Raw genomic sequence first — 25,117 nt, forward strand, 5'->3', positions numbered from 1 at the left:
CGTACGACCGCATGTGGGCCTTTCGGGGACGCGGCTAGGCGATCCTCTGCAGCAGACCCCACGTGAACTCGGCGACACACTCCCGCCGGGTCCCCTCTCTGTCGGGCGCCACGAACGCCAACCTCCACCGCGTGGGCGCCGTTCCCTCCAACGGTCGCGCCGGGGCGAACGCCCGGGCCACCTCGTCGACCGTGCAGGACCACGGCGTCAGGTCCTCCACCGTGCGGAGAGCGGGGCCGACGGCCCCACGCGCCCGCACGAGCCACTCGTTCCACACCGCCCCGTTCGGTGCGAGCAGCACCTCGAACCGCAGGTCCGCCCACAACGGCACCGGCCACAGCCACGCCTCGCACTCCAGGTCCCCGATGCGGCGCGGGGTCACGGCCTCGGGCGCGCCGAGGACCGACCGGTACCGGGAGGCCGGGCCCCGCGCCCTCGGCGACCGCACCATCGCCTGCCACCGGCGGTTCGCCTCGCGCATCTCGGCGAGCGAGACCCCCAGTTCACGCCGGGCGTCGTCGACGAGCTCCGGATTGTGGTCGGCCATACGGCGCAGCAGGACGAGCTGGAAGTCGAGCGGGGTGAAGGGGCCGGAGGGCTTGTCAGGGCCGGGGCGCTTCGCGGAGGGCATGCGGTCCATGGTCGCGTACGGCGCCGGAGGCGGGCCCGCGGCGGCCGGCCGGCTCACCCGGGCGGCGCCCGTCCGGCAGGAAGAGCACCGAGTTGACGTACCGGGGCCCGGCGAACGGCAGGACACGCCGGAGCAGCCCGTGGGAGGCCACGTGCGAGGTACGGGCCTGGTGGGCCTCCAGGGCGGCCGGGCGGAGGGGGTGCCAGGTCCCGGCGGGGAGGACCCAGCCGGCGTAGCCGAGGCCGGTGAGGAGGTCGACGACCGGGGCGATCGGCTGGATACGAGACTCCAGTTCGACGAAGAGGGCCGGGCGGTCGCGGGCCAGGAGGCCGGACGCGCCCCGCAGGACGGCCAGCTCGTTGCCGTCCACGTCGATCTTGACGAAGTCGACGTCGGTGAGGCCGAGCCCGTCGAGGGTGACGCAGCGGACGTCGAGCGCGCGGGCGTGGATGTCCCGGCGGACCAGGGAGGACACTCCTCGCCCGCCGTCGTCGCCCGGCGGCAGCCAGAGCCGGGCCGTGCCCGGACGGTCCGAGGCGGCGGCCTGGACGACCCGGACGTTGGCGGGGGCCGTCGAGGTGAGCAGCCGGGCCAGCCGGGGCACCGGTTCGACGGTCACCACGTGCTCGGCGCGTCGCGACAGCCGCCGCGTCCAGGGGCCGTACCAGCCGCCGACGTCCACGGCCGTGCGGCACTGAGGCGGGCACAGCTCGTCGAGCCGGGCCAGCTCCGGTTCGAAGCGGGGGTAGACGAGTCGGGCGGCCGCGGCGACCAGCCGGTCCGGGAGGACGGGCGCGAGCCGGGCGGCGAGCGTGGTCATGAGCTCATCCCCTCGAGGAGTGCGAGAAGGTCCTGGTGCTCGTCCTCCGTCACCTGCTCGCCCGAGGAGGGCAGCAGCTGCGGAATGCCGTCGACGATCGGGTAACGGCGGTGCAGCCGCGGGTTGTAGAGCGACACGGACGGATGGTGGGTGTCCGGTCGCTCCTCTTCCTCCTCCTCGTGGACCACCAGGTGCAGCGGCCCCTTGTCCAGTGGGCACGCCAGGATCCGGAGCAACGGGTCGTCGGGCTTCATGGAGGGGTCAACTCCTTGGCTGGTGCGGAATCCCGGGGTGCGGGCGGCGGGCTGTCGTGCTTGGGCATGCTCAGCAGGACGGCGACCGCCAGCACCGTGCCCGACAGCCGCAGCGCCAGCCGCAGCGGATCGTCGGGCAGCGACTCCCCGAACGACAGCGTGCCGAGCACGGCCGTGAACAGACAGGTCACCGTCGTACAGACCGGCACGATCAACGAGGCCCGGCAGCGCTGCAGCGCCGCCTGCGACATCACCAGACCGAACGCGCCGGTGAACAGCAGGAGATAGGGGTACGGGGAGCGCAGCAGACCGACCACCGCCTCCCCGAGCCCGCTGGTCGTCAGATAGCTCGACACGCCCTTGATCGCGAGCGAGCTGACGCCGTACAGCAGGCCCACGGCCACGCCGTACTCGACGCCCGTGGTCGGCAGCCGGTGCCGGTGCCGGGCGCGCCGCTCGGCGGACCGGTACAGCCCGACCCCCGCCGCCAGCGCGGGCAGGCAGATCGTCAGGACCAGCGCGTACGGCGCCTCCCGGCTGACGGTGTCGGAGCCCTCGTCCAGCGACAGCACCACCATCAGCAGCGCGGCGAGGATGGCCCCGAGGGCCAACCGCTCCCGGCCCGTGGTCTCCTCGCCGAGCAGCCGGGCGGAGAGCAGCACCAGCAGGACGAGTCCCGAGACGAAGATGCCCTGCGCGGCGGCGATGGGCAGCGTCCGGTACACGGCCAACTGGGCGGCGAACCCGGCGGCGAGTGACAGTGAGCCCGCGATCCACAGCGGACTGCCGACGACCAGCCGCAGCAGCCTCACCGGCTCCCGGACGGTCACCTGCGGCATCGCGGTGAGCGCCCGTTTCTCCAGGACGAATCCGGTGCTGTACAGCGCGTTCGCCAGCAGGGCCGCGGCCACTCCCCACCACATCGTCGCCCCCTATGTCCGGCTGTTCGTTCGAGCGGTCGCGCCGGCCGGCCTGCGTGCGTGCAGCAGCAGGATCGACGCGGCCGAGGGGGCCGCACAGACCAGCCGGTCCAGCGGACGCAGCGGACGCGGTACGCCGTGGAAGGGCGCCCCGCGCAGCCGTACGACCTCGAAGCCGGAGGCGGCCACGAACTCCCGTAGTGCGCGGGCGGTGTAGAGCCGCAGATGGCCCACGACCTCCGTGCCGGGACGGCCGTGGATGCCGCGCATGCTCACCTCCGAGAACACCGGCTGGACGCCCGCGAGGAGCAGGGCGCGGTTGTACCAGGCGGCGAGGTTGGGGGTCGACAGCATCAGATGGCCGCCGGGGCGCAGGACGCGGCGGATCTCGTCGAGGGCCGCGTCCGGGTCGACCAGGTGCTCGATGACCTCGCTGAACAGGACGGCGTCGGCGGACTCCGACCTGAACGGCAGCCCGCCGTCGGCCAGTTCCCCGCGGACCGCGTACGGGACGCGGGTGCGGGCTCGTCTGAGGGCGTCCTGGGACCAGTCGACGCCGATCAGGCGGTGGCCGGTGAGGAGGGGCGCGGCGGTGGCGGCGGCGGTGCCGTCGCCGCAGCCGATGTCGAGGATCGTCCGGGGGCCCCGGGCGGCCGGGCCCAGGGCGGCGGCCAGCATGCGGGCCTGGGCGAGGCTGCGGGGGGTGCCGGAGGCGACGGGGACGGACGGGTTCTCGTAGAAGTCCCGGAGTCCGGCCGCCGGGGCGTGGGCCGAGGCGTCGGTGGGAGTGGTGGTGGGCATCACCGGGTGTCCTCTTCCGTCGTGTGCAGGTAGTGCTCGAAGAGGTCGCGGAGGTGGGCGCCGTCGCCGTGGCTGAGCAGCGCGCGGGACCAGCGCAGGGCCAGGTGGAGGCGGCCCGCCGTGGAGGCCGTCGTCACGGTGAGGCCGCGCGGCATACGGGCGGGGGCGGAGAACCACACGGCGTGGGCGCGGCCGGCCTCCTCGCCGAAGTCCAGCGCGTACGGGACGCGGCCGATGTTGCTGAGCAGGGTGGTCGAGGTCCAGGGTGCCGCCGCCCGGCGCAGGCCCCGGGTGGCGGCGGCGCGCCAGGAGACGGGGACGACCGGGGCGGTCAAGAGGGAGGCGCCGTGGCCGAGTTGGGGTCTCTGGAGGGACTTCAGGGCGCGGGTGCGATCCGCCGTGCGGCGCAGGAGGATGGGCAGGGGGGTGTGGGACTGGCTCAACTCGGCTGGGGAGAAGGGAACTTCGACGAGGCGGGTGCCGTTGCCGATCGGCATGTCCGTGTCCCTCGGGCGGTCGTCCACGGGCATGGTGATGCGCAGGGGGCGGGGAGGGGCGCCGTGTTCCCGGTTCCAGTGGGCGAGCATCAGGGCCGTGGTGACCATGAGCTGGTCGTTCACGGTGTAGGGGGCGGACTTGGGGCGGCGGGGGACGGGGAGTTCGGTGACGAGCATTCCGTTGCCGGGGGAGGGCTCGGGGGTTCCGGGGGCGACTCGTGCGGGGCGGGCCCAGGGGGAGGGGGGCTCCGGGGCGGGTGGGTTCGGTTCGTGCGGGGCGGAAGTGGAGGTGGGTGTAGAGGTGGACGTGGAGGTCGGGAGGGGGCGGACGGGTGGGGCGGCGGGGGCGTTGTCCTGGCCGCCGTACAGCTCCGCGGCGGTGGCGAGTATGCGGAGGCAGGCGGGGCCGTCGAGGGCGGTGTGGTTGATGGTGAGGAAGAGGACGGTGCCGTTCCCTGCTTGGCGCCCGGCGGTGGTGTCGGCCGGGGCTCGGTTCCGCTGCTCGGCGGTACGAGGTGCCGCTGCGCCCGCCCTCCCCCACTCTCGGCTTCGCTCGAGCGCGGGGACGCCCCTCGCCTCCGTGGCACGGCTGCGCGCGGCTTTGTCGGCTGTGGCCGGTCCCTGTGCCGTCCCAGGGCAGTCGCCCGCAACCGTGTCGGCTGTGTCGGGTGCCTGTGCTGACCCGGCGGGACGGCTGCCCGCGGCCGTGTCGGCTGTGTTCGGTCCCTGTGCTGCCCCGGGGCGATGGCCCGAGGGCAGGGCAGCGGGACGGGGCGTGTGTCCCACGTCGTCGCACGCCTCGCTGCCCACCGCCGGGCCCGCCCCCGCGACCACCTCCAGGCGGATCGGCGGGGAAAGGGTGAGCGCGGGCGCCTCCATCAGCGCGCGGGTGCGTGCGTCGCGGAGCGCACGCGGCCCCGGTGGCAGGAAGGTCACCACCTCTGTCTCCGGCTCCGGGGTCAGCTCCCACTCGTAGCGGCGGCTGTACCAGCGCCTTGGGGTCTCCCGCATCAGGATGCGGGGGTGGTGGCGCAGGGCGGCGGTGAAGGCCGCGCGCAGACGGTCGGGGTCGAGGCGGCCTGGGAGGTGGACCTCGATGTGGACGGTCTCGGGTTCCTCCTCCTGCAGACAGTGGCGCGACACCTCGTCGACGACGGGGAACGGGATGCGGACGGGGCCCCGGGCGGCGTCGTCCCGGGCGGAGTGGTCCAGTGCCGTCATGAGGTTCCACCCCTTCCCGTGCCGCCCTCGTCCTGCGGTGGCGTCGCCCCGGACTTCGGCTTGGTGAACGGGATCCGCCGGGTCGGGGTGTCGGACTCCCCCTGCGAGGTGCCGGATCCCCCGTGCGGCGAGCCGGGCCCACGCGCGGAGATCGTCGGACTCGCGACCGAGTCACCGGAGCCCTCAGGGCTCACCGGCTTACCCGAGCCGGTCCCTCCCGGCCCCCCGTTCAGCCTCTTGCCCACCCGCCGCCGCTGCGGCAACGGCTCCGTCGGTTCCTCCGCCCCCGGCGGTACCTCGAACCGCCGCGTCGAACCCGGCCGGTCGGGCGAGGTCGCCACATCCCTCCGCACACTCACCAGCGCGGCGAACATGCCTGTCAGTGCCAGGAGTTGGGCAACCGGCCCGAACGCGCCCTCGTCCGCAGCGACCGGCTCGCCCGCCCCGAAGGCGGCGGCGACGCCGGCGCCGGCCAGGGCGAGGAAGGCGATCGGTACGAGCAGGGTGTGCCGTTTCCAGGCGAGGAGCGCCAGGAGCGGGACGAGGAGGGCGAGGAAGCCCGCGATGACGACGCCGACGAGGGTGAGGGCGACGGTGCCCAGCCAGAGGCCCGGCCCCGGCGGCGTGGGCTGCGGCCCGTCGGGGCTGGGCTCCCGGCGACGCCAGAGGGCCAGGCCGATGAGCGCCGCGAGCCCGACGCCCGCGCCGATGAGGCCCGCCTCGTACGTCGTGGACGGCTCGTACGACAGCTTGACCGTGCCGCCCGCGCCGCCCGGGACGCGCCAGCCCTGCTGCCAGCCGTCGAGCCGTACGGGCGTGAGCTCGCGCCCGCCCAGTGTGGCCTTCCAGCCGTCGTTGAAGTTCTCGTACGTCGTCAGGTAGGAGGCCGCGCCGTCTTGGACGGTGACCTCGCGACGGTCGCCGAGCCAGTCCCGTACGCGCAGGTCGCGGCCGGTGGCCGCGGGCTCGGAGACCGTGCCGCGGGTGAGGGTCACGGTGGTCACGGCCAGGGCGCCCGAGTCCTCGGACTCGAACGTGTGCCGGTCGTCCGCGCCGAGTTCCAACCCGGCGTCGCCACCGTTGTTCCGGCAGAGCGTCAGATCGACCGGCCGACGCTCGACCAGGTCCCTCACCGTGCCCCGCGCACTCGTCTCGTACAGCGTCCCGTCCACCTCGACGGCCGGACCCTTGCCGCACGGGAGCTCGAAGTCCCGGGTGGGGGCCGGCTGCGGGGTGCGGTACTGGTCGAGGGCCGGGACGTACGCCTCCGTGAGGCCGACCGGGAGTTGCAGGTCGTCGTCGGCGACGGGGTTGTGGACGGTCATGGGGGCCGTCTCGGTGATGGTGATGTCGAGCTGGTCGGTGGTGATCGGCTCGAAGCGGACCCAGCCGTTCTCGTCGACACCGGCGATGACCGCGCCGTCGGGGGAGCTGATCTCGACCTGCGTCGGGCGGGTCGACAGCCCGCCCGCAGGGGCCAGCACGAGCGAGCCGACCGGCCACTTGTCGCCCCAGTCCAGGTGGATCGTCGGCTCGTCGCCCGCGATCCACGCCGTGGTCAGGTCACCGTCGGTGAGGTTGCGCGCCGAGATCCCGGCCCCGAGGGAGGCCGTGGAGTCGGCGGTCGCCGTCATCCGGGTCTGCTGCTCGGGCGCGACCTCGTACAGCAGTTTGTCGAGTTCCTCGCCCGGCACGGGGACGGCCGTCGCCTTCATCGCGTACGTCCCCGCCGTGGAGGTGGCGAAGGTGCGGTGCAGGCCCGGTTCGGTGCCCGTGGGGGAGAGGCCGGTCGGGTCGGCGGCCCGCTGAAGGGAGACCACCTCGGCGGAGGCGTCGGACTCCTTCGCGTCCGTCGGCAGCCGCAGCATCCGGGTGACCTTGACGCCGGGGATGTCGACCTCGGCAAAGCCCGCGCCGACGAGCCCACTGTGCCGCGCCGCCGAGTCGAGGATCGTGATCTTCAGCCAACTCGTCTCACCGGGACGGGCGTTGACCGTCTGGGTCGAGCCGTCGGCCTGGAGGTTCGTGGAGCGCGAGCCTCGCTCGGTCTCCACCTTGATCCGCGTCGGCGCCGACCGCACCCCGTCCTGCGGCAACGGTGTGACCTCGAACGTCTCCGGGATGTCCTGGCCGCCGTCGAAGTCGATCCGCAGCCACTCCCCGTCCGCCGAGCCGGCCGAGCCCTCCGCCCAGGCCGTGCTCCGGTCGCCGTCGAAGGCGTTCACCGGGTCGTACTGGGGCAGATGGAACAGCCAGTTCCCGCTCGTCGAGGCCGTCACCGACCTGGCGCCGCGCAGCTCGGCGACCGTCTGGTGGTCGAGCCCCGACACCGGCAGGATCTGCTTCGGCTTCCTCCCGGGGTCCTGCACGCTCCCGCCGGGGTTCCGCTCGTCCGCCGTGTACGTGTACGACGTGTTGGCGTTGACCAGTCCGAAGCGGGTGTCCGCGTAGCGCAGCCCGTCACCGACCACCTGGACGGCCGGGGTGCCGAGGCCGGGGTGGTTGTCGCCGGTCAGCACGGTGGCCCTCTCGCGCAGCTGCGGATCGGCGGCCAGCGGCAGCAGCGACTCGGGGCCACCGGAGACGACGGCGGTGTCGGCGATCGCCTTCAGCCCCGCCTGGCCGGGACGCGGCACGTCCTCGGCCGGCCGGTAGATCTCCACGGCCCGCTGCCGCGCGTACAGCCCCTCCACCTGGAGCGGGGTGTCCTCGGCGATCCGCCCGCCGGTCATCGTCGGCCCGAGCCCCTTCACCCGCTCGTACCCCGACTGCTCCAGGGTCCGCTTCACGGTCGTGGTCGGGACGGAGCCGATCTGGTCGGGGTCCAGGTCGTTGCGTACGACGACGTAGTACAGGCCCGCCCGGCTCAGGTAGTCGGCCAGGCCCGGGACCTCGCCGCCCGTCAGCAGCGCCTGCTCGACGGCGTCCATCGCGCGCCGGTTGCCGGGGGTGCCGAAGGGGACGTAGTCGCGCTGCGCCCAGCGGGACTCGGCGAGCACGTCGAGCGGCTGGTCCACCGTCGTGCCCCAGGTGTGGATGCCGTGCGCGGTGGCCGGCACGACCAGCGCTCGGGAGTCCGGCGAGTTCTTCTCCAGCCAGTCCGCCGTGGCCTGCCAGTACTTGGGCAGCTCCTGGAACGAACCGGGTTGCAGCACCGACCCGTTGAGGTACGGCCACAGCAGCCCGGGGACGACGAGCACGGCCGCGATCAGCGGCGCGAACCGCCGCCCCCGCACCTGGCGGGCCCCGCGCGCCTGCGTGGCCACGCCCACCAGGTGCGCGAGCCCGAGGACGAGCGCGAGCGCCAGGCCCGTCTGGAACTTGTAGATGTTCCGGAAGGGCGCGAGGCCCGCGTTCAGCCAGTCCTGGACCACCCCGTGGAACGGCGCCCCGAGCGCCCCGCCGTACCCGGCGAGCGTGATCAGCGCGACCACCAGCACGGTCAGCACCAGCCACCGCCGCTCGGGCAGGTCCCGCCGCGCGAGCCCGGCGAGGCCCAGCCCCGCCGCCAGCGCCGACGACAGGATCACGAGCACGGACGCGGCGACGGACCACCCGGCCGGCAGCCAGGGCTCACCGAAGTTCAGGTAGGCCACCCAGTTCCCCGCGCCCCGCAGCGACTCGGTGGCCGACATGGTCGCCGTCGTGGTCTGCGAACTCTCCACGTAGGGAAGGAAGTTCTCCCCGTGCACACCGAGCAGCAGCAGCGGGATCACCCACCACGCGGTCGCCAGGACGACCCCCGGCACCCACCAGGCGATCATCCGCCGCTGTCGTGGCCCCGGTGTCCGGGTGAGCAGATAGAGCCCGACGGGCAACAACGACGCCAGGGTGGCGGCCGCGTTGACCCCGCCCATGAACGGGATGACGAGCGCCGACCGGAGGGCGGCCACCCGCGCGCTGTACCGCTCGTCCGTCAGCGGCAGCAGCACCCACGGCAGGAAGGCCCCCGGCAGCGCGGCGGCCGAGGTCGATCCGACGACGGTGGTGAACACCGGCCACAGCGCGTACGCGACGGCCGCCACCAGCCGTGACGCGGAACTTCCCACGCCCAGCCGCTCCGCCAGCCGCAGCGCACCCCAGAAGGCCACCGACACGATCAGTGACAGCCAGAGCCGCTCCGCCAGCCACACCGGCAGCCCGACCAGATCGGTCAGCCCGTAGTACGGCAGCATCGGCCACAGATAACCGACGTACTGGTCCTGGATCCCGCCGAACCCGCCCCGGTCGTGCCAGAGCTGACCGAGGTCGGACACGAACTGCCAGGGATCGGTGGTGACCCCGAGCTTGGTGTCGAAGGTCTGCCGCCCCGGCTGCGCGACGACCAGCAGTACGAACACCACGGCCCAGAACCCCAGCAGCCAGCGCCGCGACCGAGGACCCTCCGGGGGACCCTCGGTCGTGCCAGCCGGCCGTACCGGCGCGGGAGGTGGAGCCTGGACCGTGCTCGTCATGGTGGACACCGCCGGAGGATGAGGAGGAGGTTCCAGGTGGCGAACTCACGCAGACCCGGCGCCTTGACGACGGTCTCCGCGAGAAACGGCCAGTAGCGGGAGCGCGCCGACACGACCGTCACGTCGTCCCGGCCGCGCACCTGCCGCAGAGTGCGTCCGATGTGCACGGCGAAGAGGTTCTCGCCGAGAGTGTGCTTGGCGTCCTTCCCGGTACGGCGCCGATAGCGGGCCCGCGCCCGCTCCGCCCCCAGGTAGTGCCAGGGCGCCCACTCGTGACCGCCCCACGGGGACAGCCAGTTGGTGAACGAGACGTAGATCAGCCCGCCGGGCCGGGTGACCCGTACGAGCTCACTGATGAAGGTCGGCGGATCGGCCACGTGCTCCAGCACGTTGGAGGTGAAGGTGACGTCCGCGACACCGTCGGCCAGGGGCAGCAGATACCCGTCGGCGACGACGGCCCCGTCAGGCGGCTTGGACCCCAGTTCCGCCGGATCCGGTTCGAACAGATAGGCGTGCGCCCCGCGCCGCCGGAACTCCTCGGTGAAGTACCCGCTCCCCCCACCGACATCGAGGACCGTCCGCCCGTCGACCGGCCCGTCGTACGCCTCGACCTGGTCGACGGCATCACGGGCCAGCAACGCATAGCAGTACTCGGGATCGTCCTGCTCCCGCATGAAGGCCCGGAAGAGGGATACGGAGCGTTTGAAGGAGGGGTCCCCATAGGGGCGCGAGGCTGTGACACTTGCGGCTCCGCCGCGTGGGCGCGACCAGCCACGGACAACCCGCAGCCGCCGACGGACGGACGAGGCACCCCCTTTGGCGCTCACCGCTCGAAGCCCCGCACCGCTTCCGCGGCCACCGCCTGGAACTGACGGACCGTATGCCCCCACCGATAGTGCGCGGCCCGCTCCCGCGCCGCCTTCCCCATCAGCACCCGCCGATCGGTGGACAACGCCAGCGCACACCACGCCGCGGCGAAGGAGGACTCCCCCCGGGCCAGCACACCCGTCTCCCCGTCCACGACGGAATCCCGCAGCCCCGGCACATCGAAGGCCACCGACGGCGTCTCCCGCACGGCGGCCTCCGTGACGACCAGACCCCACCCCTCCACGGCCGACGGATGCAGCAGCAACCAGGCCGCACACAGCAGCCGGTGCTTCTCGGCCTCGGAGACGTGCCCGGCGAACTCGACACCCGGCCCGGCCATCGCCTCCAACCGCGACCGCTCCGGCCCGTCACCGACGATCACGAGCCGCCCGCCGGTCACCGGGCGAACCCGTTCCCACAGCCGCAGCAGCAGATCGATCCGCTTGTACTCGACCAGCCGCCCCACCGCCACGAACAGCGGCTCGGGCGACCGCTCGGTACGCGGCCCCGGCTCCTCGACACCGTTGTGCACGACCCGTATGCGCTCCCGCTCCACACCGATCGCACGGAGCGCGGTGGCCGTGGAGGAGGAGACCGCGACCACCAGGTTGCGACGCTGCGCGGCCGTCAGCGCCCAGTGTTCGAGTCTTCGGCCGAGCCGCGCGGCCGGCGCCAGCGGGCCGCCGAACCGCAACCGCCACAGATCCGTGTGCACATGGTTGACCAGGCACATCGTCGGACCGTGGTGCCAGAGCGGTGCGAGGTACGGCATGCCGTTGCAGACCTCGACGAGGAGGTCGCAGTCGCCGACCTGTCGGGCGAAGGCCGATCTGGCGCGCAGATGGTGGCTCAGATCGCCGCCCGCCGACACGACCCGGTAGTCGCGACAGGCCGCCGGGCCCCCGCACAGCAGGGTGACCTGGTGGCCCAGTCCGGTCAGGCCCTCGGCAAGCCGGTCGACGAGGAGCTCGGAGCCCCCCGCCGCCGGATTACCGAGGTCACGGCGGGCGAGGAAGACGATCCGGCGGGGCTGTGGGGAGCCTGCCGAAGCGTGCTGGGCGAGGCGCGGAAACACCTCGACCAGCGAGAACGGCACGTGCTGGGGCATGGGTGCTCCAACTCGTCTCGGGGTGCGGAACTCAGCGGGGGAAGGACGTTCGCTGTGGGGGAGGTTCCGGTCGGCGGGGGGTCCGGGTGGGTCGTGGCGATCATTCGTTCGTCGTAGGTGTGAGTGGGCGAGGTGCCGGTGGGCGAGGTGTGGGTGGGGCTGTGCTCAGGTGGGGTGGACAGTTTTCGCCCCGTGGTTCGAAGCTGCTACTCACCGGCGTGACAATTTCCGGGGTTTGTTGAGCTGACGGCCTGTCACATCGTGATCGGGGCCTGGGACGACTCGGGCGTATCGGGGCGCCGCCTGCCGCGTGCGACCAAACCGGCACCCGTCGCGGCGAGGACGAAACCGAGCACAGCTCCACCGATCGGCACCGTCCGCCCCACCAGGCGCAGCAGTCCGCTGTCCTTCTCCGCCTGGTCGACCGCGAACTTCTGCGTCGCCGTGGTGAAGGCGAGCTTCCGGCTGTCGAGAAGTACGGCCGCGTCCTCGTCGCCGCCGGGTGCCCGCAGGGTCCGGCGCGGTCCCGTCTGCGCGTAGAGCACCCGTCCCGTGCTCTGGTCGACGACCAGTTCCAGACCGTGGTTGGCGTACCACTCCTCGGCGAGCACCTGGGGCCGGTTCGGCTCGTCGACGAGGGCGCCGGGCACGAGGCGGGTGCCGGTCTTCGTGGCCGGGACCTTAGCCGTGAAGCGCAGCCCCTCGTAGCCTCGGACCTTCTTGCGGCCCTCGTAGTGGAGCGTCACCGTCGCGCCGAGCGTGTTGTCCCACCAGCGGTAGGAGCGTTCCTGCACGTCGAAGGGGAACTTCAGGTACGCCTCGCCCTCGATGTACGGCTTCTCGTCGCAGCAGTGCACCGGCCGGTTGGTCTTCCGGTCGCTGACCCAGCGGTGCGGGGTGAAGTCCAGCGCGTCGTGCGGGTCGGCCGCCGGCAGCGACTTGTCGGTGTCGACCGAAGTGATCACGTCCCACACCGCGGCCCCGCTGCGTTCGCTTTCGGCCACATCGCCGCGTACCCGCTGGGTCACGGTGATCTTCTGGTCCGGCACGGTCTTCACCTGCTCCACGTCGAAGACGCTGCCCGTGCCGGTGTAGACGGCGGTCGTGTCGATGTCGATCGGGTTCACGGCCGCCCGTGGCTCCACGTACCACGCGAGCAGGGGCGCGAGGGCCAGCAGGAAGGTACCGAGACCCAGCAGGACCAGTGAGATCGGTGAGGCTTTACGGCGCATCCGGGCACTCCAGGGGCGTTGGGAGGTGCGACTCGGGTAGGCGTGCGGCAACGGCGACGCCAAGGGGGGAATGTGCGCGACACGTATGGGCCGGGAACCGTAGGCGGACTCTTGACGCAGTGTCAATGCTGCGCTGACACTGGGCCGCAGTCGGCGCCCCGGACGGGACGCCGGCGACGGGACCGGCAAGAGGTCCCGATGAGGTGGACGAGGTGCCGGGGCCGTCAGGAGGCCCCGTCGAGGTGCGGGGTGCCCTGGGTGGGGCCGACCTTTCGACGGAGAGGCTGACCCTGCGATGTCCAGAACGCTCGCTGCCGCGCTGACCATGGTGGCCGCCGCCGCGCTCGCCGTGGGAGCCGCGATCGGCATCGTCGCGCTGCTCGACGCGACCCCGGACCAGCCGAACACACCGCTCATCACCTACGAGAACGCCGGCCGGGAGCGCTGACGGGTGACCGGGCGCCCGGGAACCGTCACAGTCCGCTCGGCCTGGCACGACGTGCCGCGCCTCCAGGTGCGCGAGTTCGCCACGATCGCCATGGCCGAGGCCCCCGCCCTCGCCGAGGAGATCCTGCGCGAGATCCGCCGTGAGTACCCGCACCTGCCCGTCGTCCTCGACGACTCCGGCGAGCCCATGGCCCTCATCGGCATCCGCCGCGCGATCGAGGTCTTCGTCCAGCACCTGGAGACCGCCGAGGGCCGCCCGCGCGTTCCTCCCGGTGTCTTCCAGGAGTTCGGTCGCGGCGAGGGCCTCAACGGCCGCAGCCTCGACTCGCTCCAGGCGATCTACCGTCTGGGCGTACGCCTCGCCTGGCGCCGCTTCGCGGAGATCGGTCAGCGGGTGGAGATCCCGCCGCCCGCGATGTACGAACTCGTCGACGCCGGATACGAGTATCTGGACGGTCTGGTGGACCAGTCGGTGCGCGGCTACGCGGAGGCGGCCGCCCGGCAGGCGGGCGAACGGCTGCGACTGCAACGCCGGCTGATGGAACTCCTCCTGGCCGAGCACCACAGGGGCGACCCGGCCGACGCCCTCACCGAACGCGCCGCGCGGATCGGGTGGGCCCTCCCGGAGAAGGTCGCCGTCGGGGTCCTGTTACGCCCGGCCCGTGAGGCCATGGCGCCCGCCGTCGGCCAGGGCGTCCTGCTCGACATGGAGTACGAGCAGCCCCGCATGGTCGTCCCCGAGCCCGACGCGGGCGGCCGGCCCGAACTCCTCCACCGGGCCCTGACCGGCTGGTCGGGCGCGATCGGGCCGCCGGTTCCGCTCGCCGACGCGGCGAAGTCGCTGCGCTGGGCGGAGGCCGCCGTACGGCTCATGGAGCGTCGGCTGCTTCCCACCGGCGAGGTGCTGTACTGCACCGAGCACACCGAGGCCCTCGTCCTCCTCCAGCCCGAGGAACTGATCGACGACCTCGCCCTGCGTTGCCTCGCCCCCCTGGCCCACTGCGGCCCCACCCACGGACGGCGCCTCGCCGAGACCCTCCTCGCCTGGCTGGAGACCCGCGGCGGCGCCCCCGAGATCGCCACCCGTCTGGGTGTGCACCCGCAAACTGTGCGCTACCGTCTCCGTCAGATCCGAGAACTGTGGGGCGACGAGATCGACGACTCCGACCGCCGCTTCGAACTGGAACTGGTCCTGCGGGCGCAACGCCTCCGGGGGGAGCTGGGGGACCCGCGCGGCCGACGCTGAGCCGTGTGGGTCGCTCGCGGGGGCGCAGCCCCCTCTCGGGGCGTGAGCCGGGTCCGGCGCGTAGTTCCGCGTGGTGATCGCGCGACCTGCGGCGCGGTCGCGCCTTCCCGGGTTCGCGATCGCCGTGAGGTCGTGTTCCGGCGCGCGGGCGTGTTCCGGCGCGCGGTCGTGTTCCGGCGGGCGGTCGACTCTTCCGTGAGCGCGATCGCCGTGCGGGCGTGTTCCGGAGTGTGGGCGTGCGCCGGTGCGCGGTCGTATCTTCCGTGCGCGCGATCGCCACGCCGGTGTTCCGGCGCGAGGGTGTGTTCCCCCGCGCGGCCGTGTCCCGCCGCCTGAGCGCGACCCGCGGCGGGCAACCCGTGGCCGCTCGAAGCCGGATCTCGCCGCTCTCGGGTGGCTCCGGCCATTGCCCGCTCACATTCTGTTGATTAGCCTGTGTTCGTTATGCCGATCGGCTGTTGAAATCTCGAACACTCATCGCGACACACAGAGGGAGGGGGCCGGCCGTGGGACGCCTAGTACCTGCCGTGACCCGGGCGCTCGACATATTGGAGCTCTTCCTGGACGGGGACGGCACGCTGTCCGCCCCCGACATCGTGCGCAGGCTCCAACTGCCGCGCACCACGGTGCACGAGTTGGTCACCACCCTTGCCGCCCGGGGCTACATCGTCCAGGTGCAGGGGCAGCCGGGACGCTATCGCCTCGGTGTCCGCCCGTACCAGCTCGGCAGCCGCTACGCCGAGCAGCTCGACCTAGCCGCCGAGGGCCAGCAGGTCGCCCGGTCCGTCGCCGAGACCTGCGACGAGACGGTGCACGTGGCGATCCTGGAGTACACGGACGTCATCTACATCGCCAAGGTCGACTCCACGCACGCCGTCCGCATGGTCTCCGCCGCGGGCCGCCGGCTCCCGGCGCACTGCACCTCCGTCGGCAAGATGCTCCTCGCCTCCCTTCCCGAGTCCGAGCTGTCCGCCCGGGTCCCGAACGACGCGGACCTGGTCGCGATGACCCCCAACAGCATCACCGACCCGGGCGACCTGCGCGAGGCCCTGGCCCGGATCCGTGAGCGAGGTCTCGCCGTGGAGAACCGCGAGTCCAATCCGGACGTCTCCTGCGTCGCCGCCCCGGTCCGTGACCGCACGGGCAAGGTCGTCGCCGCGCTCTCCATCTCCGTGCCCATGATCCGCTGGAGCGACGAGCGCCGCGGCGAGCTGGAGCAGCTCGCTGCGAAGGGCGCCGCGGAACTGTCCGAGCGTCTCGGTTACCGGAGCGTGGCATGAGCACCTACGAAGTGGCCGTCCGCGAGTACGCGGCTCTCGGTGAGGGCCCCACCTGGGACGCCGACGCCCAGCGGCTGATCTGGATCGACATCCTCGGCTCCCGCGTCCACACCTACGACCCGGCCTCCGGGCGCCGTACGGTTCTCGCCACCGAGCAGCACGTCGGGGCGGCCAAGCCCCGCTCCGGCGGCGGCCTCGTGCTGAACCTCCGCGACGGCGTCGGGCTGACCGACCCCGACGGGGGCTTCCGGTGGCTGCACCACGAGCCGGTCCCCGGCCGCCGCGCCAACGACGCCGCCGTGGCCCCCGACGGTTCCCTCTTCGCCGGCACCATGCGCTACGACGAGGCCCCGGGCGGCGGCACCCTGGCCCACTTCACCGCCGACGGGTTCGCGGCGACGGTCCTCGACGACGTCGCCGTCAGCAACGGCACCGGCTGGAGCCCGGACGGACGGTTGATGTACTACATCGACTCACCGACCCGCCGGATCGACGTCTTCGACTGCGAGACCGGACAACTGCCGGTCGGCAGGCGCCCGTTCGTGACGATCGAGGACGGAGCCGGCTACCCCGACGGCCTCACGGTCGACGCCGAGGGTTGTGTCTGGGTCGCCCTGTGGGAGGGCGCCGCCGTCCGCCGCTACACCCCGACCGGCGACCTGGACCGAGTCGTTCCCCTTCCCACCCCCCGGCCCACGGCCTGTGCCTTCGGCGGACCCGACCTCGCCGATCTCTACATCACCACGGCCCGCACCGGTACGGAGACCCCCCACCCCCTCTCGGGGTCCCTGCTGGTGGTCCCGGGCGCGGGCAAGGGCCTGCCCCAGCCGGCGTTCAAGGGCTGACCGCCAGGGCGGTGGCCGGGCGGCGGGACGTTCACTCGTGCGCGGACACACCGCTCTCTGCCGGGGAGGCGGCCGCCAGCGCACGCACCGCCTCGATGTCTGTGGGGCGGCGAAGCACCAGGGAGACGGCCTCGATGTCCTGGAGCAGATCGGTGGGGTCGGCGCTGACCGTGAACTCGGGGAAGCCGGTGTGGCCCCTGCCACCGGGGAGGCCCGGGAGGCCTGCGTGGTTCGCTCGGCCGGGGAAGCCCGTGTCGTCCCCGGGATCGGGGAAGCCCGACCGGCCCGGGAAGACGAGGGGCCCGGCCGTCAGCGAGGCCGCCGACGGGCCGCTGTAGGGCGACCGCTTCCGTGCGGCCACCGCCTCCTGGAGGGTCACGGCGGCCGCCAGGGCCTTCGCTCGGCCGCGCTCGTGGCCGAGGGCCAGCGCGGCATCGTACGCGCGGCGGCGCAGCTCCTCGTCGAGGTGGCGGGTCAGCCGGAGCAGGGCGTCGCGGATGAACGTCTCACGGCGGGTGAGGCGCAGCTCCGGCGTGGCGCGCAGCTCGAAGGGCACGCGGGAGTCGTCGACGGTCCTGGTCAGCAGATACAGGGGCCGCAGCCGCAGATGGCTCACCCGCACTCGCCAGCGGTCGTGCAGGTACTGTCCGCCGTGCGGCAGGATGAAGCCGACCGCGATGAAGATGGCCGCCACGGCGACGACCGGCGGCGCCACATGGGTGCTCAGCCAGTCCAGGTCGCGCCCCGCCCAGCGGGCGACCACCGCCGTCAGCTTCGAGGCGTCGTAGAGCAGGTTGAGCGCGCAGCCGATGCCCAGCGCGCGCAGTCCGCCGCGCAGCCACAGGTCGAGGCCGTCGGCGCGGACCCAGTTGCGGATCAGCTGGTAGGTGATCGCGCAGGCCGCCGTGTGCGCGACGAGATAGAGCAGGATCTCCTCACGCATGAAGGGCGTGGTGGCGTAGTACGTGTCCAGGTCGCGCAGCCGCTCGCGCGGGACGTCCGCCAGTGCGAACAGCACCCACAGTCCGACGATCACCGCCGAGTAGACGGTGACGACCCACCGCATGGTGCGGCGGGTCGTCGGGGAGCGGTCGGCCGGGCCGTTGCGCCAGGCGACGATCAGCAGCAGACAGGACGCGGAGAACGCGGTGACGAGGGAGTACACCCAGGGCGCGGCCACGTTCGGCACGCCCACGACCCGGTTGGTCCACGCGATCACCGAGGGCACCGCGAACACGAACACACTGCAGGCGAGCAGCAGCAGCCCACCGACCGCCCGCAGCAACGGGTCCCGCCACAGCTTCACGATGCTGGGCAGTTTGAGCACCAGGGCGGCGGTCAGTACGGCCGTGGGGATCCAGAACGAGATGTACAGCCCGCCGAAGAAGTCGGCGGGACTGAGGGCCCCGGTCGTCGTCGCGGCCACGGCGGTCCCCTTCATCTCCGGTGCCTGCGATAGCCCAGGGACACCTGGATGGCCCGCCCGACCGGGTCCGCCGGATCGACCGGCGCGTCGCCCGGTTCGGTGACCACCCAGGAACGGAAGGCGGTGGCGAGCCGATGGCCGAAGTCCTCGGCCTCCTGCTCGTCCGACTCGTGCGAGCCGTTGCGTGCCGCGATGGGTGTCCCGCCCTGCCTGAGCACGGCCGAGAGCTCCGGCGAGAACGGCTGCAGCCCGCCCGACGAACCACCCGGCAGCCCCGACGGCACGGCCGCGGGCCTTCCCGGGGCACCCGGCGGCACGGCCGCACGTTCTTCCCGCTCATCCGGCAGCGCGAGTGCGGCGGTGTCCGTGCTGGGCAGAAGGTGATGACAGTGTCCGGCGTGCATGTGCCACAACTCGTGGCCGAGGATGACCAGTTGCTGCACGCTCTCGGCCCGCTCCTCGACGATCACCAGGTCGAAGTCGGGGAACTCCATCCACAGCCCCGTCACCCCTATCCCGTCCGGGAACCGCTCGAACCGCAGCTTCACCGGCCGCCCGCCCCGCCGCGCGCTCATCTCCGCGCACAGCGCCGCCCCCAACTCCCGTACCTCGACGGGCCCGTCGAGCCTCGCCCGCACCGCCTTGCTGAGCCCGGCGGTCAGCTTCCGCATCTCGGCGGCGGACCGGGAGGGCAGCAGCGCGGCCCGAACCCTGCCGACGGCACGGCGCAGCCCCGCCATCCCGGCACTCCGAGGGGCCCGTCGGCCGCGGCCGTCACCCGTGCCCTCGCCACGGCTCATCGCCGGGCCTCCTTGTCGTCGGCGTCGAGTCGGGCCAGGGTCTCGGCAAGGGCGTCGGGCAGCGCGGGCACGCGCCGACCCTACGTGTCCCCGAGGCGCCGACACCATGAGAAGCCGGCGATCGTTGAATTTCGACGAACGATGGTTGCGTTACCCGGTACGCGCCCACCTGCGCGGCCCGTCAGGGGCGCGGACACCGCGGGGAGCCGCGCCGCAAGCCCACACCAGCCCGCATCCGCCCGGCGGCGCACCTGGCAGACGAAGAGGCGCCCGGCTCTCCGCCCCCACCACCCCCCCCAGCAACCCCCATCACCCCCCAGCAACCCCCATCACCCCCCAGTAATCCCCAACAACCCCCAGCAACCCCCATTGACTCTCTTCCTCTTCGACCATAACGTCCCGTTCGACTCAACGAGCAGCATCCGTAATGCCGAACAACGAGCACCGAAGGGCCGCCCACATGACCCGCACCGCCCGCTTCACCCTCGACCCCGCTTTCAAGGTCGGCGAGGTCAACCCTCGACTCTTCGGCTCCTTCGTCGAGCACCTCGGACGCTGCGTCTACACCGGGGTCTACGAGCCGGGCCACCCGGCGGCCGACGAGGCGGGTCTGCGCACCGATGTGCTGGACCTGGTGCGGGAGTTGGGCGTCACCACGATCCGCTACCCCGGCGGCAACTTCGTCTCCGGCTACAAGTGGGAGGACTCCGTCGGCCCCGTCGAGGGCCGCCCCCGCCGCCTCGACCTCGCCTGGCGCTCCACCGAGACCAACCGCTTCGGCCTCTCCGAGTACATCGCCTTCCTGAAGAAGCTCGGCCCCCAGGCCGAGCCGATGATGGCCCTCAACCTCGGCACACGGGGCGTTGCGGAAGCCCTCGAACTCCAGGAGTACGCCAACCACCCCTCCGGCACCGCCCTCTCCGACCTCCGGGCCGCCCACGGCGACAAGGACCCCTTCGGCATCAAGCTGTGGTGCCTCGGCAACGAGATGGACGGCCCCTGGCAGACCGGCCACAAGACGGCGGTGGAGTACGGCCGGATCGCCGCCGAGACCGCCCGCGCCATGCGCCAGATCGACCCGGGTGTCGAACTCGTGGCCTGCGGCTCCTCCAGCCAGTCCATGCCGACGTTCGCCTCCTGGGAGGCGACGGTCCTGGAGGAGACGTACGACCTCGTCGACTACATCTCCCTGCACGCCTACTACCAGCCCGAGGACGGCGACGTCGACTCCTTCCTGGCCTCGGCCGTCGACATGGAGTCCTTCATCGAGAACGTGGTCGCCACCGCCGACCACGTGGGCGCGAGGCTCAAGTCCAAGAAGAAGATCAACCTCTCCTTCGACGAGTGGAACGTCTGGTACATCTCGGAGTGGCACGACATCGAGAACTCCGACGCGCGGGACTGGGCGGAGGCCCCTCGCCTCCTTGAGGACCACTACAGCGTCATGGACGCGGTCGTCTTCGGTTCCCTGCTCATCGCGCTGCTCCGCCACGCCGACCGGGTCACCGTCGCCTGCCTCGCCCAGCTCGTCAACGTCATCGCGCCGATCATGACCGAGCCGGGCGGTCCGGCCTGGCGGCAGACGACCTTCTTCCCGTTCGCCCAGGCCTCGAAGTACGGGCGGGGGGAGGTGCTCGACGTACGGGTGGACTCGCCGACGTACGAGACGAAGAAGTACGGGGAGACGGATCTGCTGCACGCGACCGCGGTGCGCGCCGAGGACGGCTCGGTGACCGTGTTCGCGGTCAACCGCGGTCGTGACGCGGCGCTGCCGCTGGAAGTGGCCCTGAACGGCCTGGAGTTGAGCCGGGTCGTGGAGCACAGTGTGCTGGCCGACGCGGACCCGGACGCACGGAACACGCTGGAGGAGCCCGAGCGGGTCACTCCGCACACGGGTGAGGGGACGGTGCTCCGGGACGGTGTGCTGAGCGCGGTCCTGGAACCGCTGTCATGGAACGTGATCCGGCTCGGCTGAGCGCCCGGGCGGCCGACAAGGTCGGCATGAGGATCTCGGCACGGGCGGACTACGCCGTACGCGCGGTTCTGGAAGTGGCCGTACGGCAGGACGGCGGTCCGGTGAAGGCGGAAGTGATCGCGACCGTGCAGAAGACTGGCACGCGACCCGTCCGCCGGCACCGTCGCGGATGTGATCCGAGCCGTCGACGGCCCCCATCGTCCCGGTGCGGGAGGAGCGGCCGACCGACCTGACCCACACGCGGTCGGCCGAGCCGCTTCTGCCGTTGTGGATCGCCCTGCCCAGGGGTTCTGGGCTCGGGGGTCGTCGGAGTCGTCACCGCGACGAACGTCCGCACGCTGCTGAAGAGCGACTGCCGGCGAGGACCAGGCCACGTCTTCTCTTCGCGTGCGTCGGGGCAGATGTGTCCGCGAGCGAGGTGCCCCCGCCGCTCATCCCAGCCGCACGGCCAGCGTGACCTCCGCCCCCGTTCCCGCCCCCGTCGTGTCCGTCGTGACCGTCAGGCGGTCGGTTACCAGGTGGGCCAGCCAGAGGCCGCGGCCGGGGCAGGCGTCCGTGAGGCCGGGGAGGAGTTCGGGGATGGTGGGGGTGAAGCCGGGGCCGTTGTCGGTGATGCGGCATTCCAGTTCGTGCGGGAGGCGGCGGAGTTCCAGGTGGCCTTGGCCGCCGGCGTGTTCGACGGCGTTCGCGGCGATCTCGCTGACCGCGAGGGTGAACTCGCCCAGCCGTACGCCGCCGAGGCCCGCCGCTGCGGCCGCGTCCTCGACCAGGGCACGTAGCAGAGGGAGGTTCTCTGCGGTGAAGTGGCGTTTCAGCAAGGGCGTTTCGCGGGCGGTGCCGGGGCCCGCGTCACCAGGGCCACCGGACGTACCGGCTCCGCCGTCCCTCTCCCCACCCGACATCACGGCCGCCTCCTCTCGATACGCGTCGATGGATCCGGGCACGGGGCGCTGGGCGTCAAAGGTGAACTGCCGCACCTGGCCCACGCTAGCCGTGCTCGCCCGATGAGTACCCAGGAGATCGAGAGGGCATCGTGCCTGGTCGGAACCCTTTGAATTCGATCGATCCGTGATCGGTTTCGCCCGTCTTCGGCTGATCGGATGGCGTCCACCGATCGGCCCGGACCGCCCGGCGGCTCGCGGAACGGCACCGGCTCCCTCCCGCACGGTCAGCGACCCGGCGTACCCGGCCGACGGTGAGCTGCCCAGAGCCGTCAGCGTGAGGAGACCGGAGGCGGCGCCGCCGTCGTCGCAGAGGGAGGTGCCGGCCACCCGGGCTGCGGGGGCTCCGGGCGTGGCGGCCGCACCTACGGCCAGGGCGGCGGCCGTGGCACCGGTGGCGATCAGGACGGTTCTGCGGCCGACCGGGCGCGCCTTGGTCGCCCCGCTCGCCCCGGTCGTCCCGCTCGCCCCGGTCGTCCCGGCGCTCGCCCCGGTCGTCCCGGCGCTCGCCCCGGTCGTCTCTGCTGCCTCTGAGGGCACTGGAGTGTCTGTCATGGAGACGGCACCCTGGGAACGAAAGCTGTTGACCGGCTGTCAGCTCGGCAGAGTGGATGAGCGTCAAGTCCCTTGTGAGACAGGCGTCAGGCGCGCCGCCATCGCCAGCCGTCGCCCCGGCCGTCCCGGCGCGCCTCGTACCGGTCCGCCGCGTCCAGCACCCCGTACCCGTACCGCTCCCGGTCGGCGATGGGCGCCATCCGCTCCCGGCCGGCCACGCACCGCGGGTCGTCGCGCTCGGCCAGTCCGAAGACGGCCATGACGCGTACGCTCTCGTCCTCGTCGCCGAAGCGTTCGACCAGGGCGGCGGCGAGGTCGGGGTGGGGGTCCGGGTGCTCGGCGACCGTGACCACCGCCGAACGCCTGACCTCGACCGACGGATCCCGCGACAGCGCGCACAGCGCCTCGCGTGCCGCCGGGGAGAACGGCTCCCACCGGTCCAGCAGCCCCGGCACGACGCCCCGCACCTCGGGGTCCGGATGCCTGGCGAACCGCAGCCCCACGGCCTCGTTCGCCGGCTCGCTGTACTGCGTGAGCCCGATGAGCACCTTGGGCAGGACGCGCGGATGCGTCTCCGTACCGGCCCACTCGGCGAACACCTCGTACGCCCGCTGCTCGTACGGCGAGGGCACCCAGCTCCCGTCCTCGGGCACGTACCGGGTCGTCGTGTGCCAGAACAGCACGTCGAAGGCGAGGAGCCGGTGGACGGGATCAGGGTGGGAGCGCAGTGCGACGGCGGCGATCCAGGTCTCGTCGTCTTCCGAGCGCCAACCGAGCGTCCTGGCGACGTCTTCCCAGACGGGATGCTCCGGGTCGCCACACGCGACGGCGCGCGCCACCAGCTCCTCGAACGCCGACCCGTCCCCGATCGCCGACCCGTCCCCCATCGCCAATCCGTCCCCGTCCCCGACTCCGCGTCCGTGCTCCCGCCGCGGCCGGACAGCCCGGCCGCGAGCCCCGGCGCGGCCGTCGCCGTCACGATCGTCCGGGCCTTGTGACACACGGTCCGGGGTCACCCCACCTGGTTGTACACGCCCCCCGCCGCCGGCCACCCCATGGGCTCCTCCACCGGCTCCGGCTCGGTGCGGCCGCGTACCTGGGCGGCGGTCAGGCCCTGGGCCGCGCCCATGGAGCGGCGTACCTGGGCGGCGGCCGCGAGGCCGGGCATACCGGTCTGGGCGACGGGCTGGAGGCCAGGGGCCGGCATGGAGGCGGCCGGTGCCGTGGGCATCGGCCCCTGCGGTGACATCGGCATCGGCGTGGGAACCGGCATCGGCGCCGGCGTCGGGACCGGCGTCGGCACCGGAGTCGGCGGAGCCATGGGGACCGGCATGGGGGCCGGTGTGGGGACCTGCATCGGGGCCTGGGCCGGGACCTGGGCCGGGACCTGGGCCGGGACCTGCATCGGGGCCGGGGCGGGCGTGGGCGCCGGGGCGGGGGCCGGGGCCGGCACCGGGGACGCGAACTGCATGGAGGAGGCGGGAGCCGGGGCGGGCATGCTCATGGCCTGCGCGGCGAGGTTCTGCATCCCGGTGCCGTTGGTCTCGCTCATCAGCCGGTCCACGGCCGCCGTACCCGAGCTGTAGCTGGTCCCGGTGCCGAGCTCGGGTACGGCGGCTCCCCTCCTGGACCCGTAGAGAACCGACTCCAGGCCTGACACCAGGCGACGCACGTCCACCTGGGGCCGGACCACGAGTCGCAGGAAGCGACTGGACGAGCCGACCTTGTTGCCGCACTCGCGGACCAGGATCCGGTGCTCCGTGAGGAGCCGGTCGCGGACCACGGTGCCCTCGGCGCCCACGGGCAGGCGCACGAAGAGGAAGTTGCCCTGCGACGGGTAGACCGTCAGCCCGGGGAGAGCGGAGAGCTGGCGGGCCATGTCCAGCCGGTCCCGGCGGATCTGGTGCAGGCTCTCCATGTACTCGGCGCCGTGGTTCTTCAGCATGAACACCACGTGCTCGGCGAAGGCGTTGAGGTTCCACTTCGGCAGCATCGAGCGGACCTTGCCGGCCAGCGCCGGGTTGGCGACCAAGTAGCCGAAGCGGATGCCGTGCAGGCCGAAGTTCTTGCCGAGGCTGCGCAGCACGACCACGTTGGGCCGCATGACCGCGTCCTGGACGGTGGACGGCTCGGACTCGGCGTCGGCGAACTCCAGGAACGACTCGTCGATGACGATCAGGTCCAGGTCGGCCATCGCGTCCATGAACTGCACCAGCGCGTGCCGGTGCAGGAAGCCGCCGTCGGGGTTGTTGGGGTTGCAGATGACGGCGACCCTGGTGCCGCGGGCGCGGATGAACTCGGCGTACTGCGCGAGGTCCAGGGCGAAGCCGCTGGACTCCTGGAGCGGGTACATGTCGACGCGCTTGCCGGTTTCCATCGGCTGGTCGGTCCAGCGGCCGAAGGTGGGGACGGGGACGGCGAGGGACTCACGGACCAGCAAGTGGTCGATCCAGGTGATGAGTTCCGTCGAGCCGTTGCCCATCGCCACGCACTGCGGGGGCAGTTGGAGCAGGTTGCACAGCTCCGCCGTGATGGTGTCGGCGCTGCTCGGGTAGTACGTGATGATGTCGCGCAGCTTGCTCGCCATGTCGTCGAACATGGCGGGGGTGGGGAAGTAGGGGTTGCAGGGGATACAGAAGTCCACCGGCCCGACCCCGTCGCCGCCCTCACGTGTCAGCGCCGCCATCGAGGGGCTGTGCGCCGCAGTGCTGCGGAACAACGAGGTGACGTTGTCGGCCATGGAACCTCCGTAGGGGGCGGACCCGCTGGGGACGGCCGGGTCCGACGACTAGGGCGG

Annotated in this window: 20 protein-coding genes and 1 pseudogene; 6 read left to right on the forward strand and 15 right to left on the reverse strand. The window is 72.6% G+C overall.

The window, feature by feature from the left end; genetic code table 11:
• Positions 1-34: 34 nt before the first annotated feature.
• The 10 genes from ACFY9I_RS17320 to ACFY9I_RS17365 all read right to left on the reverse strand — a co-directional run bounded on the left by ACFY9I_RS17320 (position 35) and on the right by ACFY9I_RS17365 (position 12,805).
• The gene (locus tag ACFY9I_RS17320) at positions 35-640 is read right to left on the reverse strand and encodes a hypothetical protein (RefSeq protein WP_391002390.1); all 606 of its coding nucleotides are present in this window, start codon (positions 638-640) and stop codon (positions 35-37) included.
• Positions 603-1,451 carry an FkbM family methyltransferase gene (locus ACFY9I_RS17325; RefSeq protein WP_391002392.1) on the reverse strand — a complete coding sequence of 283 codons (849 nt, stop codon included), beginning with the start codon at positions 1,449-1,451 and terminating at the stop codon, positions 603-605. The genes ACFY9I_RS17320 and ACFY9I_RS17325 overlap by 38 nt, the downstream gene beginning before the upstream one ends.
• Entirely contained in the window at positions 1,448-1,705 is a 258-nt protein-coding gene (locus tag ACFY9I_RS17330; RefSeq protein ID WP_391002394.1) for a Trm112 family protein, read from the reverse strand. Before ACFY9I_RS17330 ends, ACFY9I_RS17325 begins: the two co-directional genes overlap by 4 nt.
• A complete protein-coding gene (locus ACFY9I_RS17335; RefSeq protein ID WP_391002710.1) occupies positions 1,702-2,616 on the reverse strand; it encodes a hypothetical protein in 915 nt (304 codons plus the stop codon). The genes ACFY9I_RS17330 and ACFY9I_RS17335 overlap by 4 nt, the downstream gene beginning before the upstream one ends.
• 21 nt (positions 2,617-2,637) lie before the next feature.
• The gene (locus ACFY9I_RS17340; RefSeq protein WP_391002396.1) at positions 2,638-3,426 is read right to left on the reverse strand and encodes a methyltransferase domain-containing protein; all 789 of its coding nucleotides are present in this window, start codon (positions 3,424-3,426) and stop codon (positions 2,638-2,640) included.
• Positions 3,426-5,144 (reverse strand): condensation protein, encoded by a 1,719-nt coding sequence (locus ACFY9I_RS17345; RefSeq protein WP_391002398.1) that lies wholly within the window; start codon positions 5,142-5,144, stop codon positions 3,426-3,428. The genes ACFY9I_RS17340 and ACFY9I_RS17345 overlap by 1 nt, the downstream gene beginning before the upstream one ends.
• Positions 5,141-9,598: an alpha-(1->3)-arabinofuranosyltransferase family protein gene (locus ACFY9I_RS17350; RefSeq protein WP_391002712.1), complete on the reverse strand. Its 4,458-nt coding sequence runs from the start codon at positions 9,596-9,598 to the stop codon at positions 5,141-5,143. The genes ACFY9I_RS17345 and ACFY9I_RS17350 overlap by 4 nt, the downstream gene beginning before the upstream one ends.
• Entirely contained in the window at positions 9,595-10,272 is a 678-nt protein-coding gene (locus ACFY9I_RS17355) for a methyltransferase domain-containing protein (RefSeq protein WP_391002400.1), read from the reverse strand. Before ACFY9I_RS17355 ends, ACFY9I_RS17350 begins: the two co-directional genes overlap by 4 nt.
• A gap of 149 nt (positions 10,273-10,421) precedes the next feature.
• On the reverse strand, positions 10,422-11,573 hold the full coding sequence (locus ACFY9I_RS17360) for a glycosyltransferase (protein WP_391002402.1): 1,152 nt from the start codon (positions 11,571-11,573) through the stop codon (positions 10,422-10,424).
• Positions 11,574-11,827: 254 nt separating this feature from the next.
• A complete protein-coding gene (locus tag ACFY9I_RS17365; RefSeq protein ID WP_391002404.1) occupies positions 11,828-12,805 on the reverse strand; it encodes a porin PorA family protein in 978 nt (325 codons plus the stop codon).
• Between the two features lie 295 nt (positions 12,806-13,100).
• On the opposite strand from ACFY9I_RS17365, the gene ACFY9I_RS17370 reads away from it, so the two are divergent.
• The 4 genes from ACFY9I_RS17370 to ACFY9I_RS17385 all read left to right on the forward strand — a co-directional run bounded on the left by ACFY9I_RS17370 (position 13,101) and on the right by ACFY9I_RS17385 (position 16,623).
• Positions 13,101-13,253, forward strand: coding sequence for a hypothetical protein (locus ACFY9I_RS17370; RefSeq protein ID WP_391002406.1), 153 nt, complete (start codon positions 13,101-13,103; stop codon positions 13,251-13,253).
• 3 nt (positions 13,254-13,256) lie between these two features.
• Positions 13,257-14,498: a helix-turn-helix domain-containing protein gene (locus ACFY9I_RS17375; RefSeq protein ID WP_391002408.1), complete on the forward strand. Its 1,242-nt coding sequence runs from the start codon at positions 13,257-13,259 to the stop codon at positions 14,496-14,498.
• Positions 14,499-15,004: 506 nt separating this feature from the next.
• Complete coding sequence (locus ACFY9I_RS17380) at positions 15,005-15,778, forward strand: IclR family transcriptional regulator C-terminal domain-containing protein (protein ID WP_391002410.1); 774 nt, start codon at positions 15,005-15,007, stop codon at positions 15,776-15,778.
• Positions 15,775-16,623, forward strand: a complete 849-nt coding sequence (locus tag ACFY9I_RS17385) for an SMP-30/gluconolactonase/LRE family protein (protein WP_391002412.1) — start codon at positions 15,775-15,777, stop codon at positions 16,621-16,623. Before ACFY9I_RS17380 ends, ACFY9I_RS17385 begins: the two co-directional genes overlap by 4 nt.
• A 31-nt stretch (positions 16,624-16,654) precedes the next feature.
• Here the strand turns inward: ACFY9I_RS17385 and ACFY9I_RS17390 are convergent, their stop codons facing one another.
• Together ACFY9I_RS17390 and ACFY9I_RS17395 are read right to left on the reverse strand one after the other, a co-directional pair.
• Positions 16,655-18,064: an MAB_1171c family putative transporter gene (locus ACFY9I_RS17390; protein ID WP_391002414.1), complete on the reverse strand. Its 1,410-nt coding sequence runs from the start codon at positions 18,062-18,064 to the stop codon at positions 16,655-16,657.
• Positions 18,061-18,849 (reverse strand): toxin-antitoxin system, toxin component, encoded by a 789-nt coding sequence (locus ACFY9I_RS17395; RefSeq protein ID WP_391002416.1) that lies wholly within the window; start codon positions 18,847-18,849, stop codon positions 18,061-18,063. The genes ACFY9I_RS17390 and ACFY9I_RS17395 overlap by 4 nt, the downstream gene beginning before the upstream one ends.
• Positions 18,850-19,309: 460 nt before the next feature.
• Between ACFY9I_RS17395 and ACFY9I_RS17400 the strand changes: the two genes are divergently transcribed.
• Together ACFY9I_RS17400 and ACFY9I_RS17405 are read left to right on the forward strand one after the other, a co-directional pair.
• Positions 19,310-20,824: an alpha-L-arabinofuranosidase C-terminal domain-containing protein gene (locus tag ACFY9I_RS17400; RefSeq protein WP_391002418.1), complete on the forward strand. Its 1,515-nt coding sequence runs from the start codon at positions 19,310-19,312 to the stop codon at positions 20,822-20,824.
• Positions 20,825-20,850: 26 nt separating this feature from the next.
• Positions 20,851-21,104: pseudogene (locus tag ACFY9I_RS17405) on the forward strand (transcriptional regulator); the annotation flags it as partial.
• 151 nt (positions 21,105-21,255) lie between these two features.
• Here the strand turns inward: ACFY9I_RS17405 and ACFY9I_RS17410 are convergent.
• From ACFY9I_RS17410 to ACFY9I_RS17420, 3 genes are all read right to left on the reverse strand, one after another.
• Complete coding sequence (locus ACFY9I_RS17410) at positions 21,256-21,726, reverse strand: ATP-binding protein (protein ID WP_391002713.1); 471 nt, start codon at positions 21,724-21,726, stop codon at positions 21,256-21,258.
• A 680-nt stretch (positions 21,727-22,406) separates the two neighbouring features.
• Positions 22,407-23,207, reverse strand: coding sequence for a hypothetical protein (locus tag ACFY9I_RS17415; RefSeq protein ID WP_391002420.1), 801 nt, complete (start codon positions 23,205-23,207; stop codon positions 22,407-22,409).
• Between the two features lie 125 nt (positions 23,208-23,332).
• The gene (locus ACFY9I_RS17420; protein WP_391002421.1) at positions 23,333-25,060 is read right to left on the reverse strand and encodes an aminotransferase class I/II-fold pyridoxal phosphate-dependent enzyme; all 1,728 of its coding nucleotides are present in this window, start codon (positions 25,058-25,060) and stop codon (positions 23,333-23,335) included.
• Between the last annotated feature and the right edge of the window lie 57 nt (positions 25,061-25,117).

It is taken from the genome of Streptomyces sp. NPDC012510 (assembly GCF_042955065.1).
Taxonomy (GTDB): Bacteria; Actinomycetota; Actinomycetes; order Streptomycetales; family Streptomycetaceae; genus Streptomyces.

What these genes read in the sequence shown, in the direction of transcription:
- ACFY9I_RS17320 (WP_391002390.1), bottom strand. Translation starts at nt 640, where the DNA reads ATGGACCGCATGCCCTCCGCGAAGCGCCCCGGCCCTGACAAGCCCTCC.
- ACFY9I_RS17325 (WP_391002392.1), bottom strand. Translation starts at nt 1,451, where the DNA reads ATGACCACGCTCGCCGCCCGGCTCGCGCCCGTCCTCCCGGACCGGCTG.
- ACFY9I_RS17330 (WP_391002394.1), bottom strand. Translation starts at nt 1,705, where the DNA reads ATGAAGCCCGACGACCCGTTGCTCCGGATCCTGGCGTGCCCACTGGAC.
- ACFY9I_RS17340 (WP_391002396.1), bottom strand. Translation starts at nt 3,426, where the DNA reads ATGCCCACCACCACTCCCACCGACGCCTCGGCCCACGCCCCGGCGGCC.
- ACFY9I_RS17345 (WP_391002398.1), bottom strand. Translation starts at nt 5,144, where the DNA reads ATGACGGCACTGGACCACTCCGCCCGGGACGACGCCGCCCGGGGCCCC.
- ACFY9I_RS17350 (WP_391002712.1), bottom strand. Translation starts at nt 9,598, where the DNA reads ATGACGAGCACGGTCCAGGCTCCACCTCCCGCGCCGGTACGGCCGGCT.
- ACFY9I_RS17355 (WP_391002400.1), bottom strand. Translation starts at nt 10,272, where the DNA reads ATGCGGGAGCAGGACGATCCCGAGTACTGCTATGCGTTGCTGGCCCGT.
- ACFY9I_RS17360 (WP_391002402.1), bottom strand. Translation starts at nt 11,573, where the DNA reads ATGCCCCAGCACGTGCCGTTCTCGCTGGTCGAGGTGTTTCCGCGCCTC.
- ACFY9I_RS17365 (WP_391002404.1), bottom strand. Translation starts at nt 12,805, where the DNA reads ATGCGCCGTAAAGCCTCACCGATCTCACTGGTCCTGCTGGGTCTCGGT.
- ACFY9I_RS17370 (WP_391002406.1), top strand. Translation starts at nt 13,101, where the DNA reads ATGTCCAGAACGCTCGCTGCCGCGCTGACCATGGTGGCCGCCGCCGCG.
- ACFY9I_RS17385 (WP_391002412.1), top strand. Translation starts at nt 15,775, where the DNA reads ATGAGCACCTACGAAGTGGCCGTCCGCGAGTACGCGGCTCTCGGTGAG.
- ACFY9I_RS17390 (WP_391002414.1), bottom strand. Translation starts at nt 18,064, where the DNA reads ATGAAGGGGACCGCCGTGGCCGCGACGACGACCGGGGCCCTCAGTCCC.
- ACFY9I_RS17395 (WP_391002416.1), bottom strand. Translation starts at nt 18,849, where the DNA reads ATGAGCCGTGGCGAGGGCACGGGTGACGGCCGCGGCCGACGGGCCCCT.
- ACFY9I_RS17400 (WP_391002418.1), top strand. Translation starts at nt 19,310, where the DNA reads ATGACCCGCACCGCCCGCTTCACCCTCGACCCCGCTTTCAAGGTCGGC.
- ACFY9I_RS17410 (WP_391002713.1), bottom strand. Translation starts at nt 21,726, where the DNA reads ATGTCGGGTGGGGAGAGGGACGGCGGAGCCGGTACGTCCGGTGGCCCT.
- ACFY9I_RS17415 (WP_391002420.1), bottom strand. Translation starts at nt 23,207, where the DNA reads ATGGGGGACGGGTCGGCGATCGGGGACGGGTCGGCGTTCGAGGAGCTG.
- ACFY9I_RS17420 (WP_391002421.1), bottom strand. Translation starts at nt 25,060, where the DNA reads ATGGCCGACAACGTCACCTCGTTGTTCCGCAGCACTGCGGCGCACAGC.